This is a genomic window from Actinoplanes aureus (assembly GCF_015704865.1).
GTDB lineage: Bacteria > Actinomycetota > Actinomycetes > Mycobacteriales > Micromonosporaceae > Actinoplanes > Actinoplanes aureus.
Window position 1 is genome coordinate 33,675 of sequence record NZ_JADQTO010000004.1, and the last position, 17,214, is coordinate 50,888.

The 17,214-nt window shown below is 69.5% G+C and carries 14 protein-coding genes; 13 read left to right on the forward strand and 1 reads right to left on the reverse strand.

From position 1 onward, the window contains the following. Positions 1–72 precede the first annotated feature (72 nt). From trpS to I4J89_RS08975, 10 genes are all read left to right on the forward strand, one after another. On the forward strand, positions 73–1,098 hold the full coding sequence (trpS, locus tag I4J89_RS08930) for a tryptophan--tRNA ligase (protein WP_196413402.1): 1,026 nt from the start codon (positions 73–75) through the stop codon (positions 1,096–1,098). Beyond that, a complete protein-coding gene (locus tag I4J89_RS08935) occupies positions 1,064–1,630 on the forward strand; it encodes a 2'-5' RNA ligase family protein (RefSeq protein WP_373688111.1) in 567 nt (188 codons plus the stop codon). Before trpS ends, I4J89_RS08935 begins: the two co-directional genes overlap by 35 nt. Positions 1,631–1,666: 36 nt before the next feature. Further along, positions 1,667–2,590: a YihY/virulence factor BrkB family protein gene (locus I4J89_RS08940; protein WP_196413404.1), complete on the forward strand. Its 924-nt coding sequence runs from the start codon at positions 1,667–1,669 to the stop codon at positions 2,588–2,590. A gap of 201 nt (positions 2,591–2,791) precedes the next feature. Further along, positions 2,792–3,880, forward strand: coding sequence for a BMP family lipoprotein (locus I4J89_RS08945; RefSeq protein ID WP_196413405.1), 1,089 nt, complete (start codon positions 2,792–2,794; stop codon positions 3,878–3,880). Positions 3,881–3,949: 69 nt separating this feature from the next. Further along, complete coding sequence (locus I4J89_RS08950; protein WP_230858633.1) at positions 3,950–5,515, forward strand: ABC transporter ATP-binding protein; 1,566 nt, start codon at positions 3,950–3,952, stop codon at positions 5,513–5,515. Then, entirely contained in the window at positions 5,512–6,750 is a 1,239-nt protein-coding gene (locus I4J89_RS08955) for an ABC transporter permease (protein ID WP_196413406.1), read from the forward strand. The genes I4J89_RS08950 and I4J89_RS08955 overlap by 4 nt, the downstream gene beginning before the upstream one ends. A gap of 4 nt (positions 6,751–6,754) precedes the next feature. Further along, a complete protein-coding gene (locus I4J89_RS08960; protein WP_196413407.1) occupies positions 6,755–8,023 on the forward strand; it encodes an ABC transporter permease in 1,269 nt (422 codons plus the stop codon). 15 nt (positions 8,024–8,038) lie between these two features. Next, positions 8,039–8,752, forward strand: coding sequence for a cytidine deaminase (locus I4J89_RS08965; protein WP_196413408.1), 714 nt, complete (start codon positions 8,039–8,041; stop codon positions 8,750–8,752). Then, positions 8,749–10,062: a thymidine phosphorylase gene (locus I4J89_RS08970; protein WP_196413409.1), complete on the forward strand. Its 1,314-nt coding sequence runs from the start codon at positions 8,749–8,751 to the stop codon at positions 10,060–10,062. The genes I4J89_RS08965 and I4J89_RS08970 overlap by 4 nt, the downstream gene beginning before the upstream one ends. An 11-nt stretch (positions 10,063–10,073) precedes the next feature. Then, positions 10,074–10,754, forward strand: a complete 681-nt coding sequence (locus tag I4J89_RS08975; protein WP_196413410.1) for a DUF4272 domain-containing protein — start codon at positions 10,074–10,076, stop codon at positions 10,752–10,754. A 154-nt stretch (positions 10,755–10,908) separates the two neighbouring features. Here the strand turns inward: I4J89_RS08975 and I4J89_RS08980 are convergent, their stop codons facing one another. Beyond that, a complete protein-coding gene (locus I4J89_RS08980) occupies positions 10,909–11,709 on the reverse strand; it encodes a putative RNA methyltransferase (RefSeq protein ID WP_196413411.1) in 801 nt (266 codons plus the stop codon). A gap of 27 nt (positions 11,710–11,736) precedes the next feature. On the opposite strand from I4J89_RS08980, the gene I4J89_RS08985 reads away from it, so the two are divergent. From I4J89_RS08985 to I4J89_RS08995, 3 genes are all read left to right on the forward strand, one after another. Then, the gene (locus I4J89_RS08985; RefSeq protein ID WP_196413412.1) at positions 11,737–12,858 is read left to right on the forward strand and encodes an adenosine deaminase; all 1,122 of its coding nucleotides are present in this window, start codon (positions 11,737–11,739) and stop codon (positions 12,856–12,858) included. A gap of 451 nt (positions 12,859–13,309) precedes the next feature. After that, positions 13,310–16,759, forward strand: a complete 3,450-nt coding sequence (locus tag I4J89_RS08990; protein WP_196413413.1) for a sensor histidine kinase — start codon at positions 13,310–13,312, stop codon at positions 16,757–16,759. Then, entirely contained in the window at positions 16,756–17,160 is a 405-nt protein-coding gene (locus tag I4J89_RS08995) for a roadblock/LC7 domain-containing protein (RefSeq protein ID WP_067706828.1), read from the forward strand. The genes I4J89_RS08990 and I4J89_RS08995 overlap by 4 nt, the downstream gene beginning before the upstream one ends. Positions 17,161–17,214 lie beyond the last annotated feature (54 nt).

The window sequence follows — 17,214 nt, forward strand, 5'->3', positions numbered from 1 at the left end:
ACAGTTTCGAACATTGGCCGGAACTGGTGGGGGATTCGCGGTACCGAGGGAGAGGCTGACACAATGGCGCCCATGTCCGACGTTGCCCGCCGCCCGCGTGTACTCTCCGGCATTCAGCCGACCGCCGACTCCTTCCACCTCGGCAACTACCTGGGCGCCGTACGCAACTGGGTGTCGATGCAGGACACGCATGACGCTTTCTACTGCGTGGTCGATCTGCACGCGATCACCATGGGACATGACCCGGTCGCTCTGCGTAACCGTACTCGGCTTTCCGTCGCGCAGTTGCTCGCGCTCGGGCTGGACCCGGACCGGTGCACGCTGTTCGTCCAGTCGCACGTGCCCGAGCACGCCCAGCTCGGCTGGGTGCTGAGCTGCATCACCGGTTTCGGCGAGGCCGGGCGGATGGTGCAGTTCAAGGACAAGTCGGCCAAGGCCGGCCAGGACAGCACCAGCGTCGGCCTCTTCACCTACCCGATCCTGCAGGCCGCCGACATCCTGCTCTATCAGGCCGACCAGGTTCCGGTCGGGGAGGACCAGCGGCAGCATCTGGAACTCACCCGGGACCTGGCGCAGCGGTTCAACACCCGGTTCGGCCAGACCTTCACCGTGCCGTCGGCGTACATCGTCAAGGACACCGCGAAGATCACCGACTTGCAGGACCCGACCAGCAAGATGTCGAAGTCGGCCTCCTCGCCGAACGGCATCATCGAGCTGCTGGACGACCCGGCCCGCTCGGCCAAGAAGATCAAGTCGGCGGTCACCGACACCGGCCGGGAGATCCTCTACGACGAGGAGAACAAGCCGGGCATCAGCAACCTGCTGACCATCTACGCGGCGCTCACCAACCGGGCCATCGACGAGCTGCTGGAGATGTACGACGGGCGCGGCTACGGCGACCTGAAGAAGGACCTCGCCGAGGTGCTGGTGGAGTTCGTCAAGCCGATCCAGGAGCGGACCCGGGCGTACCTCGACGATCCGGCCCAGCTCGACAAGATCCTCGCCATCGGCGCCGAGAAGGCCCGCGCCGTCTCGGCGGTGACGCTCGCGGCCGCGTACCAGAATGTGGGTTTCGTCAGCCCGGCCCGCGGGGCCTGACCCGGTGTTGGAACCCGCCCTGACGCGCATCGGCGTGGCGATCGACATCCCCGAGCCCTGGGGCTCGGCGCTGACCCGCCGGCGCGCGGAGGCCGGCGATCCGCAGGCCGCCTACACGCCGGCGCACGTCACCCTCCTCGGGCCCACCGAGGTGGCGACCGACGCGCTCCCGGCGGTGGAGAAGCACCTCGAGGCCCTCGCCTCGGCACAGCCCCCGTTCGTCATCCAGCTGCGCGGGACCGGCACCTTCCGTCCGGTCACCGAAGTGGTTTTCGTGACTCTGGCAAAGGGCATCAGCGAGTGTGAGCTGCTGGCCGAGGCGATCACGCGCTCGGAGGACGTGCGGCGGGACACCCGGTTCCCGTACCACCCGCACGTCACCGTCGCGCAGGACGTGCCGCCCGAGGCACTGGACGCGGTCTTCGACGATCTGGCCGGATTCTCGGCCAGCTTCGAGGTCTCGTCCTTCACGCTCTTCTCGCACGGCGGCGAGGGGCCGTGGCGGCCACGCCGCGACTTCCCGCTCGGCTGAGCCCCCGTTTTTCGTGATGTCGGTTACGGTCGGCCCGTGAATCCGATCGACCGGGCGTACGACGCGGCTGAGGCCCGGATCATGGCGCTCCGCTACCGGTCGCCGTATTTCGATCATCTGTGCCGGGCGATCCTGCGCTACGAGGACGTGCAGGGTGGCCGGCTGGCCGCCGCGATCGCCTACTACGGCTTCTTCGCGATCTTCGCTCTGCTGCTCATTGGCTACTCGGTCTTCGGCTTCCTGCTGGCCAACAACATCGAGCTCTTCGACCTGGTCGTCGACTTCCTCGCGAACAACCTGCCGTTCCTCGACGTGCAGGCCATCGTGGACAGCAAGAAGACGGTCGGCATCGTCGGCATCCTCGGCCTGACCTTCACCGGCATCGGCTGGGTCGAGTCGATCCGATCCTCCCAGCGGCTGATCTGGCAGCTGCGCGAGCAACCCGGCTACATCGGCGTACGCCAGGTGGTCGACCTGGTCGTACTGATCGGCATCCTGATCCTGCTCGCCCTCTCCCAGCTCGCCGTCTACGGCCTGGAGCGGCTGCTGCACTGGCTGGCCGGTGGTGGCTTCGCCACGCTTCTCTCGATCGTCAGCCTGGTGCTCACCCTGGCGGTCAACATGCTGCTGGCGGCAGCCCTGCTGGCCGCTGTGCCACGGCTGCGGATGACGGCGCGCCGGATGGCGCCGCCGGTTCTCCAGGTCGGCATCGGCATCATGCTGCTCAACACCGTGGGCCGGACCTTCGTCGCGATCGTCGAGCGCAACCCGGCGTACGCCCTGGTCGGTTCCGCGGTCGGCGCCCTGGTCTACCTGTACGTCTTCAACCAGTTGCTGCTCTTCGGCGCGGCCTGGGCGGCCACCAGCCCGCACGGCCGGGTGGTGGATCTCTCGGCGGACGACAAGACCGCCCCGGTGGGGCAGAACACCTGGATCCGGCATGCCGATCGCGGTGAATAGGCTTTTCCAACAAGGGTGATCTATGTCGCCGCCCGGGCGTACAACGTGATACAGAAACGTGCTGATCGGGACCTGGGATTGCAACCAGGTAACGGTGCGCGAACAGTCCGGAACGATCCCCTGACGAGGCGTTTAGCCGGGGCTACGCTGCCGACCTGAGATTCACCGTGCGAATTCGGTGAGCAGTGGAAGGAGGGCGTCTTGCGCCCAGTACGTGGGAAGCGGATCGTAGCGATTCTCGCGGCAGGTGGGCTGACGCTCGCTGCCGCTGCTTGTGGCGACGCCCCTGACGAGACACCGACCGGCGGCACCAGCGCCGCAGCGGAATACTCGGCCTGCATGGTCACCGACCTTGGTGGCATTGACGACAAGTCGTTCAACGCCTCCGCCTGGGCCGGCCTGGAGGCCGCCAAGGCTGAGCAGAGCAACATCAAGACCTCGTACACGGCCTCGTCGTCGGAGGCCGACTACGAGCCCGGCCTGCGCGGCGCGGTCAGCAAGAAGTGCAACTTCACCCTCGCGGTCGGCGGCCTGATGGGCGACGTCACCAAGAAGGTCGCCGGCGAGAACACCAGCTCGCAGTTCGGCATCGTCGACAGCGGCAGCAGCGGGCCGAACGTCTACCCGATGCAGTTCGCCACGCACCAGGCCGCGTTCCTCGCCGGTTACCTGGCCGCGGGCTACTCGAAGTCGGGCAAGGTGGCGACCTACGGCGGTCTGAAGATCCCGCCGGTCACCATCTTCATGGACGGCTTCGCCGACGGTGTGGCGCACTACAGCGAGGCCAAGGGCAAGAAGGTCGAGGTCATCGGCTGGGACAAGAAGGCGCAGAACGGCACCTTCGCCGAGAGCTTCATCGACCAGAACAAGGGCAAGACCATCACCCAGACCCTGGTCGCCCAGGGCGCTGACGTGGTCATGCCGGTCGCCGGCGGCACCGGCCTGGGCACCGCGCAGGTGGCCAAGGACTCGGCCGGCAAGCTCTCGGTCATCTGGGTCGACCAGGACGGCTGCAAGAGCGCCGAGCAGTACTGCGACGTGTTCCTGACCACCGTGGTCAAGAACATCGAGGACGCGGTGAAGCAGGCCGTGCTCAAGGGCGCGAAGGGTGAGGCGCTCGCCCCCACCCCGGGCTACCTGGGCTCCCTGGAGAACAACGGTGTCTCGCTGGCGCCGTACAACCAGTTCGACTCGAAGGTCGACGCCGCGCTCAAGACCGAGGTGGAGACGCTCAAGGCGGACATCGTCTCGGGCAAGGTCAAGGTCGAGTCGGCCAGCGCGCCGCAGTGATCCACGAGTAGTAGCATCTGGCCGCCGCGCGGTCGCAGGTCATACCCTGCGGCCGAGCGGCGGCTCGCATTGACCGTCCACCAGGCCAGGAACCGACGTCAGGAGATTCCGCTGAAACTGGAACTGCGCGGCATCACCAAGCGCTTCGGCGACCTGGTGGCCAACGACCACATCGATCTCACCGTCGAGCCCGGCGAGGTGCACGCCCTGCTGGGCGAGAACGGCGCCGGCAAGTCGACCCTGATGAACCAGCTCTACGGCCTGCTCCAGCCGGACGAGGGCCAGATCGTCGTCGACGACGAGCCGAAGGTCTTCCGCAGCCCGCGGGACGCCATCGCGGCCGGCATCGGCATGGTCCACCAGCACTTCATGCTGGTCCCGGTCTTCACCGTGGCGGAGAACATCGCACTGGGCCACGAGGAGGTCCGTGGCGGCCCGCTCGGCTGGCTGGACCGCCGCCGCTCGCGCCGCGACGTGATCGAGACCTCGCAGCGCTACGGCCTCCCGGTCGACCCGGACGCGCTGATCGAGGACCTGCCGGTCGGCGCTCAGCAGCGGGTGGAGATCGTCAAGGCGCTGACCCGCGACGTCGACCTGCTCATCCTGGACGAGCCGACCGCGGTGCTGACCCCGCAGGAGACCGAGGAACTGCTCACGGTGATGCGCTCGCTCACCGATATGGGCAAGTCCATCGTCTTCATCACCCACAAGCTCAAAGAGGTCAAGTCGATCGCCGACCGGATCACCGTGATCCGCCGCGGCAAGGTGGTCGGCACGGCCAGCCCGCAGACCAGCGAGGACGAACTCGCGTCCCTGATGGTCGGCCGCGCGGTGAACCTGGAGGTCACCAAGGCGCCGGCCGAGCCGGGCCGCAACGTCCTGAAGATCTCCGGCCTGGTGGTGGACGACGACCGCGGCACGCACGCGGTGCAGGGCCTGGACGTGGTGGTGCGCGCCGGTGAGGTGCTCGGCATCGCCGGTGTCCAGGGCAACGGCCAGGAGGAACTGGTCGAGGCGATCATGGGTCTGCGCCCGGTGCGCGCCGGCACGGTCGAGCTGGACAACGAGGACCTGTCCGGCATGAGCACCAAGCAGATCCTGCGCTCCGGAGTCGGCTACATCCCCGAGGACCGCAGCCACGACGGCGTGGTGAAGGAGTTCACCGTCGCCGAGAACCTGGTCCTCGACATGTACGACCGGGCGCCGTACGGCAACGCGTTCAAGCTCAACCCGGCCAAGGTCGCCGAGTCGGCCACCGAGCGGATCGCCCAGTTCGACATCCGCTGCCAGGGGCCGGAGACCGCGGTCGGCACCCTGTCCGGCGGTAACCAGCAGAAGGTCGTGGTGGCCCGGGAGATGTCCCGCCCGCTGCGCCTGTTCGTCGCCTCGCAGCCCACCCGCGGTGTGGACGTCGGCTCGATCGAGTTCATCCACGGCCGGATCATCCACGAGCGTGACCAGGGCACCGCGGTGCTGGTGGTCTCCAGCGAGCTCGACGAGGTGGTGGGGCTCGCGGACCGGGTCGCGGTGATGTACCGCGGCCGGATCCTGGCCGTCGTCTCCCCGGACACCCCCCGCGAGGAGATCGGTCTGCTGATGGCCGGTATCACCGGCGGAGAAGAGGAGTCCAAGTGACCGCCGAGCCACGGAAGCCTGACGAGGACTCCTTCGTCAGCCATTTCGTACGCAACCTGTGGTCGGCGAACAGCGTCACCGTCACCTTCCTGTCGGCCGTCCTGGCCGTCGTCATCGGCGCGGTGCTCATCGTCGTCTCCGACTCGGAGGTGCTGGCGAAGTTCAGCTACTTCACCGCCCGCCCGGGCGACGCGCTGACCGCGAGCTGGGAACTGATCAGCACCGCCTACTCGAACCTGCTCAAGGGCGCGCTCGGTGACCCGGAGGCGTACTCGGCCTGGTTCTCCGGAACCGGCACCTGGCAGGACGCGCTCGCCCCGATCTCGGAGACGCTCACCTACGCGGCGCCGCTGGTCTTCACCGGCCTGTCCGTGGCGCTCGCCTTCCGCGGCGGTCTGTTCAACATCGGCGCACAGGGCCAGGCGGTGCTCGGCTGCATCACGGCCGGCGTCGTCGGGTTCTCGTTCGGCCTGCCGATCGTGCTCAACCTGCTGATCGCGCTGATCGCCGGCCTGCTCGGCGGTGCGCTGTGGGGCTTCATCCCGGGCATCCTCAAAGCCCGTACCGGGGCCCACGAGGTGATCACCACGATCATGCTGAACTACATCGCCAGCCTCTTCCTGTCCTGGCTGGTGCTGCAGAAGGGCATCCAGGACCCGGACCGGACCGATGCGATCAGCAAGGCCGTCGCCGAGTCCGCACAGCTGCCGTCCTTCGGCGGTGTGCTCCGGGTGCACCTGGGCATCCTGCTCGCGCTGGCCGCCACGTTCGGCGTCGCCTGGTTGCTGAACCGCTCCGCGTTCGGGTTCGAGCTGCGTGCCGTGGGCGCCAACCCGCACGCCGCCGAGACCGCGGGCATCAGCGTCGCCCGGACGTACGCCCTGCTGATGGCCGTCGCCGGCGGTCTGGCCGGGCTGGGCGGCGCCGTCCAGGTGCTCGGCACCGCGCACGCGCTGACCCCCGCGGTGGCCGGCAACATCGGCTTCGACGGTCTGCTGGTCGCCCTGCTCGGCCGGAACAAGCCGTGGAGCACGTTCTTCGCCGCGCTGCTGTTCGGTGCGCTGCGCGCCGGTGGCAACCGGATGCAGTCGTTCTCCGGCATCTCGCTGGAGTTGGTCACGGTGCTGCAAGCCCTGATCGTCATCTTCATCGCCGCCCCCGCACTGGTGAAGGCGATCTTCCGACTCCGCGCCAGCCGCAATCTGCGGTCCGGCGTGACCCTGGCGAAGGGCTGAGGACATGTCGACCGCGACTGTGGCGGAGCTGACCGAGGTCGCCGCTCCGGAGCCGTTCTGGACCCGGCAGCGCCGCCTCGGCCTGGGCCTGATCATTTTCGGCGGCCTGGCCGCCGTGCTCTTCGGCGCGCTCGCCCCGAGCGAGGCCGCGCGTTTCACCCTGAGCGAGGACGCCGAGGGCGCCGCGCTCTCGATCAACGGCCAGTTCGGCGCGATCCTCTTCGGGGTGCTGACCGTGGCCGCCGGTGGCGTGCTCTTCGCAGGCCTGGCCAAGCGCCGCCAGACCCTGCTGCTCACCCTGGGCATCCTCTCCTTCGTCCTGTCCTTCCTCTGCTGGCAGGTGGCGGGCAAGTTCCTGCCGCTGGTGGACACCAGCAGTGGCACGCTGCAGCTGGCGCTGCCGCTGATCCTGGGCGCCCTGGCGGGTGTGCTCGGCGAGCGCTCCGGCGTGGTCAACGTGGCGATCGAGGGCCAGTTCCTGATGGGCGCCTTCGCCGGGGCGCTGGTCGGCACGATGGCCGGCAGCGTCTGGGCCGGCCTGATCAGCGCGGCCGTCGGCGGCGTGATCATCGCCGCCATCCTGGCCGTGCTCGCGATCCGCTACCTGGTCGACCAGGTGGTGGTCGGCATGGTGCTGAACCTGTTCGCACTCGGTATCACCGGCTTCCTCTACGAGCGGCTGATGCAGCCCGACGCGGCCGGCTACAACACCCCGCCGCAGATGCCGACCTGGAGCGTGCCCGGGCTGTCCGACATCCCGGTGATCGGCCCGGTTCTGTTCCAGGCGAACCTGCTGGTCTGGGTGGCGCTGCTGCTGGTCGTGGTGATTCACTTCGGGCTGACCCGGACCCGCTGGGGTCTGCGGACCCGGGCGGTCGGCGAGCACCCGACCGCGGCCGACACCGTCGGTGTCCGGGTGCGCGGCCTGCGCTACATGAACGTGCTGCTGGGCGGGGTGGTGGCCGGTCTCGGCGGCGCCTACTTCACCCTGGTGGCGACCGGGAGCTTCTCCAAGAACATGACCGCGGGCGCCGGCTTCATCGCGCTCGCTGCCCTGATCTTCGGCCGGTACTCGCCGTTCGGTGCGCTCGGCGCGGCGCTGTTCTTCGGCTTCGCGCAGAAGCTGGCGACCTACCTCAGCGCGGTCGGCAGCCCGGTGCCCAGCCAGTTCCTGAACATGCTGCCGTACGTGGCCACCATCATCGCGGTGGCCGGCCTGGTCGGCCGGGTACGCGCCCCGGCGGCCGATGGTCTCCCGTACATCAAGGGCTGAGGCAGAATCAGAGCTATGGAGATCGACTGGGCGGGGCTGCGCGCTGCCGCCATCGAGACGATGCGGCGCGCCTATACCCCGATTTCCGACTTCCCGGTCGGTGTGGCGGGGCTGGTCGACGACGGACGTGTCGTCGTCGGCTGCAACGTGGAGAACGCGTCACTGGGCATGACCCTGTGCGCCGAGTGCGGGCTGGTCAGCTCGCTGCACGCGACGGGCGGGGGTCGCCTGGTGGCGATCTCCTGCGTCGACGCGACCGGCGCCCCGCTGATGCCGTGCGGCCGGTGCCGCCAGCTTCTGTGGGAGCACGGCGGCCCGGATCTGCTGGTCGAGGCGCTGCCGCGGCCGCTGCGGATGACCGAGTTGCTGCCGCACGCGTTCGGCTACGAGGACATGGAACGGGTCACCGGTCCGGCCGGCGCCGCCGAGGTCCCGGCCGAGCTGGCCAAGTGGCGCGGCCGAGGCACGGTCTTCGTCCACCCCGACCTGTCCGGTGGCGAGACCATCTGGACCGGGTACTGGGAACGCTCGTCGGGCGAGCCCGGGACCAGCGAGGAGAAGGGCATCCTCGAGGAGGGCCCGAACTTCCCCGCCGCGGCCGCCGCCGTGGCCTGGGGATTGGTTCGTTCACCGCGGGTGGTCGTGGTGGACGCCGAAGGCAAGCTGTCCTGGGCCGGTGAAGGCGACACCCCCGAGGGCATTCCGCAGCGCTGGGAGGACAATTCGTGACCGGGTTCGCCGCGGTGGACGTGATCCGTGCCAAACGGGACGGCCACACACTCTCCGACGCGCAGATCGACTGGGTCGTCGACGCGTACACCAAGGGTCTCGTCGCCGACGAGCAGATGTCGGCGCTCGCCATGGCGATCCTGCTGCGCGGCATGACGCCGGGCGAGATCGCCCGGTGGACCGCGGCGATGATCGCCAGCGGCGAGCGGCTGGATCTCTCCTCGATCTCCCGGCCGACCGCCGACAAGCACTCCACCGGCGGCGTGGGTGACAAGATCACGCTGCCGCTCACCCCGCTCGTGGCCGCCTGCGGGGTGGCCGTGCCGCAGCTCTCCGGGCGCGGGCTGGGCCACACCGGCGGCACCCTGGACAAGCTGGAGTCGATCCGGGGCTGGCAGGCCAAGATCTCCAACGAGCAGTTCAAGAGCCAGCTGCAGGACATCGGTGCGGTCATCTGCGCCGCCGGTGAGGGCCTGGCCCCGGCGGACCGCAAGCTGTACGCCCTGCGTGACGTCACCGGCACCGTCGAGGCCATCCCGCTGATCGCCAGCTCGATCATGAGCAAGAAGATCGCCGAGGGCACCGGCGCGCTGGTGCTGGACGTCAAGGTCGGCTCCGGCGCCTTCATGAAAGATCTGGCGACCGCCCAGGAACTGGCCCGGACCATGGTCCAGCTGGGCGCGGACAGCGGGGTGACCACGGTCGCCCTGCTCACCGACATGAGCACTCCGCTCGGCCTGGCCATCGGCAACGCCAACGAGGTCGCCGAGTCGGTGGAGGTTCTCGCCGGTGGTGGCCCGGCCGACGTGGTCGAGCTGACCCTGGCCCTGGCCCGGGAGATGCTCGCCGCCGCGGGCGTGGACGGCGACCCGGAGAAGGTGCTCGCGTCGGGTGCCGCCATGGACACCTGGCGCGCGATGATCCGGGCACAGGGCGGCGACCCGGACGCACCGCTGCCGGTGGCCGCGCACACCGAGGTGGTGCGCGCGAGCCGGGACGGCGTGGTGCAGACGGTCGACGCGTACGGGATCGGCATCGCCGCCTGGCGTCTCGGCGCCGGGCGCGCCCGCAAGGAGGACCCGGTCAGCTTCGGCTCCGGCGTCCAGCTGAAGGTGCGCCCCGGCGACCGGGTGAAGGCCGGCGACGTGCTTCTCGAGCTACGCGCCGACGACGAGTCCCGGATCCCGGTGGCCCGCGACGACGCCGAACGGGCGATTGTCGTCGGCACCGAGGCGCCTATCCAGGCCCGCCTCCTCCTGGACCGCATCGCCGAGCCGACCGGCGGCGGGAAACCGAAGCAAACCCGCTAGATTCTCCGACCATGACCAAGGCCGCCCCCGATCCCCGAGCGGTTCGCGAGGCCAGCCTCGACGAACTCGCCCGGCTCGGCCTGCCCCTCCCGCCCCTGGCGTTCCCGCTGGTCTGGGAGGCGGGTGACACGGTTGAGCTGCGACCGGTCGCCGAGCTCGAAGCACGTGCCGCGGTGCTGCACGTGGTCGTCGCGCGCTGCTTCGGCATGCCCACCGAGGCGGCGATGAGCTGGTTGCTCGGGTCACACCTGGTCGATCTGGTCACCCCGCCGGAGTGGCAGTTCGTGATCGGGGCCAAGGGCGATCACCGCTCCTTCGTACTGCACCACGACGCGGTGTTCGCCCTGGCCTGGCTGCTCGGCCTGAGCCGGCACCTGGATCCCACGGTGCCGCCGGAGGACCGGCTGATGGGCCAGATGCCCGACCTGCCGGCCGGGGAGACCTTCGGCAGCTGGCGTTCCCGGTCACTCGTCGCGGTCCGCGACGCGACCGAGGCCGCGGTGCTGCTCGACCTCTACTACTGCCTGGACTGGGCCTTCCAGGAGGCCGAACAGCACGGCCGGCCGCTGCCGGGCGAGGTGGACAGCAACGCGATCGGCCAGCGCCGCTGGGCGCTGGAGTGGGCGGTCATCTTTCACGGCCCTTACCACGACAAACCCCCCGAATGGGAAGAGGTCGACCTTTCCGTCTGACTCCCGCTTCGCTGTGGTCAGGCTTCCAACCGGTTGAGGTACGCCCGGCCCCGTCCCGCCGGATCGAGGCAGTTCCCGGACTCCCCACCGCGAGCCCGACACCCATCGAGGCCCCAGCGCCGGCGCCGGGAAATGTGCGGTGGGACACCGGCCGCTAACGCGGCCGGTAGACCGCCAGATCGACCGCGGCGGTCACCGTGACGTCCCGGGTCGGCAGATCGTCCACCGGCACGTGGCGGGCGCTCGGCGTCATGCCGATCAGCGTGCGGGCCTCGGCGCCGCTCAGTTTGAGCTCGCGCCGGTGTGTGGTGCTCGACACGAGCGAGAACTGATCACCCAGCGTGGTGGAGACGCGAGCGGCCTTGTCCGGGTCCACCTGGATCAGGCCGTGTCTGGTGATCAGCTCGGCGAGGTGGTCGGCGGCCGGGGTGACCACCAGCAACAAACCGTCCGGGCGCAGGACGCGGTGGAACTCGGGACCGTTGCGCGGTGCGAAGACGTTCAGGATCACGGCTGCCGAGTGGTCCGCGACCGGAAGTGGCCGCCACAGGTCGGCGAGCACGGCCGCGGCGCGCGGGTGCGCCCGGGCGGCCCGGCGCAGCGCGGGCTTCGAGACGTCCAGGCCCAGGCCGGTCGCTGCCGGGGAGCCGTCCAGGAAGCGGGTCAGGTAGTCGCCCGTCCCGGTGCCCGCGTCGAGCACCAGCCCGTCGGTCCGGTGCCCGGCCAGCGCCGCGGCGATGAAGTCGTAGTGTCCGGCGGCCAGGAACTCGGCACGGTCGGCCACCATCTCGGCGGTGTCCCCGGTGTGCGGGAGACGGCCGGCGCTCAGATCGGCGTACCCCTGCTTGGCCATGTCGAAGCTGTGCCCGCGCGGGCAGCGCAGCGCCCGCTCGTGCCGGGCGAGTGGCTCACGGCACACCGGGCACCGCAGATACGGAATTGCTCCGTCGATCATCGGGCGCTTCCCTCTAGGCTCTTGAGGATGGCTGGCATCACGCACTCGGACATCGTCAAGGCACCGAAGGTTCTGCTGCACGACCACCTGGACGGTGGTCTGCGGCCGGCCACCATCGTGGAGCTCGCCGAAGCCGTCGGTCACGAACTGCCCACCAGCGATCCGGAGCGGCTCGGCGAGTGGTTCGTCGCGGCTGCCGACTCCGGCTCGCTGGAACGGTACCTGGAGACCTTCGCGCACACCGTGGCGGTGATGCAGACGCCCGAGGGTCTGCACCGGGTCGCCAAGGAGTGCGCGCTCGACCTGGCCGCCGACGGGGTGGTGTACGCCGAGATCCGCTACGCCCCGGAGCAGCACCTGGAGGGCGGACTCAACCTCGATCAGGTGGTCGAGGCCGTGCACGCCGGATTCCGCGAGGGCTGCGCCGAAGCGGCCGACCAGGGCCGGCCGATCCGGATCGGCACCCTGCTGACCGCGATGCGGCACGCGGCCCGCTCGCAGGAGATCGCCGAACTGAGCGTCCGCTACCGGGACACCGGCGTGGTGGGTTTCGACATCGCCGGCGCCGAGGCCGGTTTCCCGCCCACCCGGCACCTGGACGCCTTCGAGTACCTGCAGCGGGAGAACTTCCACTTCACCATCCACGCCGGCGAGGCGTTCGGCCTGCCGTCGATCTGGCAGGCCATCCAGTGGTGCGGTGCCGACCGGCTCGGCCACGGCGTCCGGATCATCGACGACATCTCCGGAGCGTCGGAGGGCCCGAGCGCGGCGACCGCGACCGGCGGCACCCAATCCGCGCCGCCGGTGCTGGGCCGCCTAGCCGCCTACGTCCGGGACAAGCGGATCCCGCTCGAGCTCTGCCCCTCGTCGAACGTGCAGACCGGCGCGACGCCGTCGATCGCCGAGCACCCGATCAAGCTCCTGCACGACCTGCGCTTCCGGGTCACCGTCAACACCGACAACCGGCTGATGAGCGGTACGTCGATGTCTCGGGAGATGACGCTGCTCGCGGAGGCGTTCGGGTGGGGCTGGATGGAACTACAGTGGCTGACGATCAATGCCATGAAGTCGGCGTTCATCCCGTACGACGAGCGATTGGTCTTGATCAACGAGGTGATCAAGCCGGCTTACGCCAAGCTGCTGGGGTGAAGTCGGGCTTTTCGCCCTTTCCTCGGATAGGGACGAACGTACGTCAAAAGAAATCGACGGTCAGGCTTTGCGGGTCCGCCGTTCGGCTAGACTGCCGCCTGCAAAGTCGGCAGAATCCGGCATCTTGCCTTGCCGATCGCTCAGAAGCGAGCCATCGTCGTTTCTACCGCGATCGACTAGGATCGGGTCCCGGTCGGCCAGCAGCCACCCCCCAACGCAGTGCCGACCGAGTGAGTGACCTTGAGAGATGTTTACATCTACAGGCAGTGATATGGGACCGGCGATGTCCAACTTCGACGTTGCAACATCGCGTCACACAACCGGTCCGTGTCCGCGTGCCCTTTCTCTTTGACACTTGTCGTGATGGAATCTCGGGGGCCCGACCCGGCGAGTCGGCCGTGCGCGGTGCCCGGCAAGCCGAATGCCGGGCCCGAATCAGGAGGACGGTGACGTGAGCAAGCGCCCCAACACGGCGAACGGCGTCATGTCGCGTCTGCGTCGACCGGCAGGTCGACTGCGAGACCTACCAATCTGGTCCAAGCTTGGCTTGATCATGTTGGTTCCGACCGTGGCAACGATCGTGGTTGGCGTCAACGGCCTCGTGGACCACATCGACGAGGCAAGCAACGCGGAGCGTGCTCGCACCCTCTCGGTGCTCTCGCAGAACGCCGGTGCGCTCGTCGACCACCTGCAGTCCGAGCGCACCTACGCGGTGATGCTGACCCTTGCCAAGGCCAACGGCAACAAGGAAGCCGCCGGCGCGTCGGAGAAGCTGTACAACGACGAGCACGGTGGCGTCGACGCCGCCAAGGGTCCGTATGTGCAGCAGAAGGGCGCGCTGGAAGACGTTCCGGAGAACGTCGGCGTGCTGCTGCTGCGCCTGGACAACAACCTCGAGGACCTGCCGTCGTTCCGCAGCAAGGTCGGTAACGGCAACGGCCAGGAGCCGGATCTCGAGGCCGTCAAGGTGGCCTACAACCAGCTGATCAACGACCTGCTCCAGGTGCGTGACGTCTCGGCTCAGCTCGCGATCGACCCCGATCTGAGCAACAACCTGCGTGTGGTCGCCGCGATCGCCCGGTCCAAGGACTTCGTCGCCCAGCAGCGGTACCTCGGTCATGAGGTGATCGCCAAGAAGGACTTCGCGGCTGATCTCCGGACCGCGTTCCTGCGCACCAAGGTCGGTCAGAAGCTCGCCGAGGACACCCTCACGGCGATCGGCACCGACAACGAGAAGACGACCTTCGAGAACACGGTCAAGGGCCTGAAAGAGACGGCCGCGACCAACCTGATCGATCCGCTTCTCGCGCTGCAGGGTGGCAACACCAAGAACCCGCCCTTCATGAACACCGCCGGGTGGGAAGAGGCGCTCAAGGGCTACAACGAGCTCTACCGCCAGGTGGAGACCAAGTTCGACGCCCAGATCGTCGAGGAAGCCACCACCCTGCGCGACGACACCAACCAGCGGGTCTTCCTGGAGACCAGCGTGCTGCTCGGCATGCTCCTGCTGGCCATCCTCTTCGCCTGGTTGGTCGCCCGGTCGATGGCCCGCTCGCTGCGTGAGCTGCGCCAGGGTGCCCTCGCGGTCGCCCAGTTCGGCCTGCCGCACGCGGTGAGCCGGCTGCGTGACCCGGCGCTCTCCGCGTCGCTCACCCCGGCCCAGGTCGCCGACCAGATCGCCGAGCCACTCCCGGTCCGCAGCCGGGACGAGTTCGGGCAGGTGACCGAGGCGTTCAACGCGGTTCACCTCGAGGCCGTGCGGACCGCGGCCGAGCAGGCCGCACTGCGCTCCTCCGTCGCGACGATGTTCGTCAACCTGGCCCGCCGTTCGCAGATCCTGGTCGACCGGCTCATCGGTCACCTGGACCGGCTGGAGCGCGGCGAGGAGGACCCGGACCGTCTGGCCGAGCTCTTCCAGCTTGACCACCTGGCCACCCGAATGCGGCGTAACGACGAGAACCTCCTGGTTCTCGCCGGCGCCGACTCGACCCGTGTGCAGCGCGAGCCGGCCGCCCTGATCGACGTGCTCCGCGCCGCGCAGTCCGAGGTCGAGCACTACACCCGTATCGAGTTCGGCATGATCGACCGGGAGATCGAGGTCGCGGCCCACGCGGTCAACGACATGGTCCACCTGGTCGCCGAGCTCTTCGACAACGCGACCGCCTTCTCCCCGCCGAACTCGCACGTCCTCGTCGAGGCGCGCAAGGTCGGGGAGAACGCGCTGCTGACCGTCGAGGACCATGGCATCGGCATCAGCCGCGAGCAGCTCCGCGACCTGAACGAGCGGCTCGCCAATCCGCCGACGGTGGACGTGGCCGTCTCCCGGATGATGGGCCTCGTCGTGGTCGCCCGGCTGGCCAACCGGCACGGCGTCCGCGTCGAGCTGCGGCCGGCCGACCGTGAGCGCGGCACCGTCGCCGAGGTGGGCCTGCCCATGTCGGTCCTGGCCGCGGCGGCCTCCGCCCGCGTCCACGGCGGCTACGGCGACCCGATGCAGCCTCCGGCGATCCCGTCGTTCGGCGAGCCCCTCGCTCTGGAGGGCGGCCGTGGTGGCTACCCCGGTGGGGGCCGGCCGTTCGAGCCGGCGAGCAACGGCAACGGCGCGGTGCCGTCCTGGTCCGATCTCACCGGCGCGGCTCCTCCGGCCAACCTGGGCATGAACGGCTCCAACGGTTCCGCCAACGGCTTCCACGGCCCGCGCAGCAACGAGGTCATCCCGCCGCTGCCGTCCGGTCCGCAGGGCTTCGCCGGTCTCGACGAGCTCGCGCAGCGTCGCGGCGGTGAGTACCCGCGTCCCGACAGCGAGCCGAACGGTTACGGTGCGCAGATCCCTCGTCAGCTGCCGGCCAACCCGGACAGCGGGCGCAACCCGTTCATGCCGCCGGTGTCCGCGCCGCCCGTGCCGCCGATCTCGGCTCCGCCGGTCTCCTCGGCTCCGCCCGTCTCCGGTGCGCCGGTCTCGGCGCCGCCGAACCGGCCGGTGTCGGCCACTCCGATCTCCGGGTCGCCGGCCGAGCGCAACCCGTTCGCCTCGGCGCCGCCGGCCTGGCCGCCGGTCGCCGCGGAGCGGGAGACCAGCGCGACCCCGCACGTGCCGGAGAGCCTGGCCGCCGCGCTCGACATGACCGCCGAACTGCCGCGATACCGGCCGGAGAGCTACGAGCCGCAGCCGCAGGTGGCCCGTCCGACCAACCCGCAGACGGCGTCCGTGCCGGCTTCGGCGCCGCCGGCACAGTCCGCCCCCGAGGCGCAGGCCTCCCCGGCGGAGGCGCACGCCGCTGCCGCCGCGCAGATCGCCGCCGCACAGGCGTCGGCGCATCAGGAAGGTTCGGTGCCGTTCGCGGACGAGACGATGGAGCTGCCGATCTTCCGGGAGCTCGAGTCGGCCTGGTTCACCACGGCTCGTACCGACGCGCCGCAGAGCACCACCAACGGTTCAGGTGACGAGCCGGTCCTCGCGCAGCGGATCCCGACCGGCGAGCCGACCCGCTCGGCCGGCGTGCCGCAGCAGGCCGGTCCGCCCGAGGACCGTGACCCGGCTCCGGTCGGGGCAGCAGCCACGGCCGGTGCCTATAGCGGAAACGGTGCACCCGGGTCGAACCCGTGGCGTACCGCTGCTGACGACGGCTGGCAGGCGGCCCGCGCGGCTGCCGAGGCGCCGGTCGAGACCACCACCACGGCGGGCCTGCCGAAGCGCACGCCGATGGCGCAACTCGTCCCCGGCGGTGTTGACCGGGGCGGTAACTCCGTCCAGCGCCGTACGCCCGAGGGGGTTCGCGGTCTGCTGTCCGCGTATCACCGGGGTGTGCAGCGCGGTCGCACCAAGGAACAATCGACCAACCTGGAGGAGACTCCGGGAGGGCAGCAGCCCTCGCAGGCTGGCAAGGAGCATGAGGCATGACATCTACGCAGGATCTCGGTTGGCTTCTGGCCAACTTCGCCGACCGCGTTCCCGGGGTCGCGCACGCGATCGCGGTCTCCGCCGACGGCCTGCTCCTGGCGTCGTCGCGGGACCTTCCGCGGGACCGTGCCGACCAGTTGGCGGCCATCGCGTCCGGCCTGGTAAGCCTGACCCAGGGCGCCGCGCGATGCTTCGAGGGCGGCGCCGTTCTCCAGACGGTCGTCGAGATGGACAATGGGTTCCTGTTCCTGATGTCCATCTCTGACGGCTCGTCGTTCGCGGTGCTAGCAGCTCGGAGCTGTGATGTCGGGCAGGTGGGCTACGAGATGGCGCTCCTGGTCGACCGCGTCGGAGAGGCACTGACCCCCGCGCCGCGTTCAGCGGCCGGGGTGCTGGGCTGAGAGGGGCGAGTAGCCGGCCTAGTCGGCTACTGTCAGAAACCTTGACAACTAATA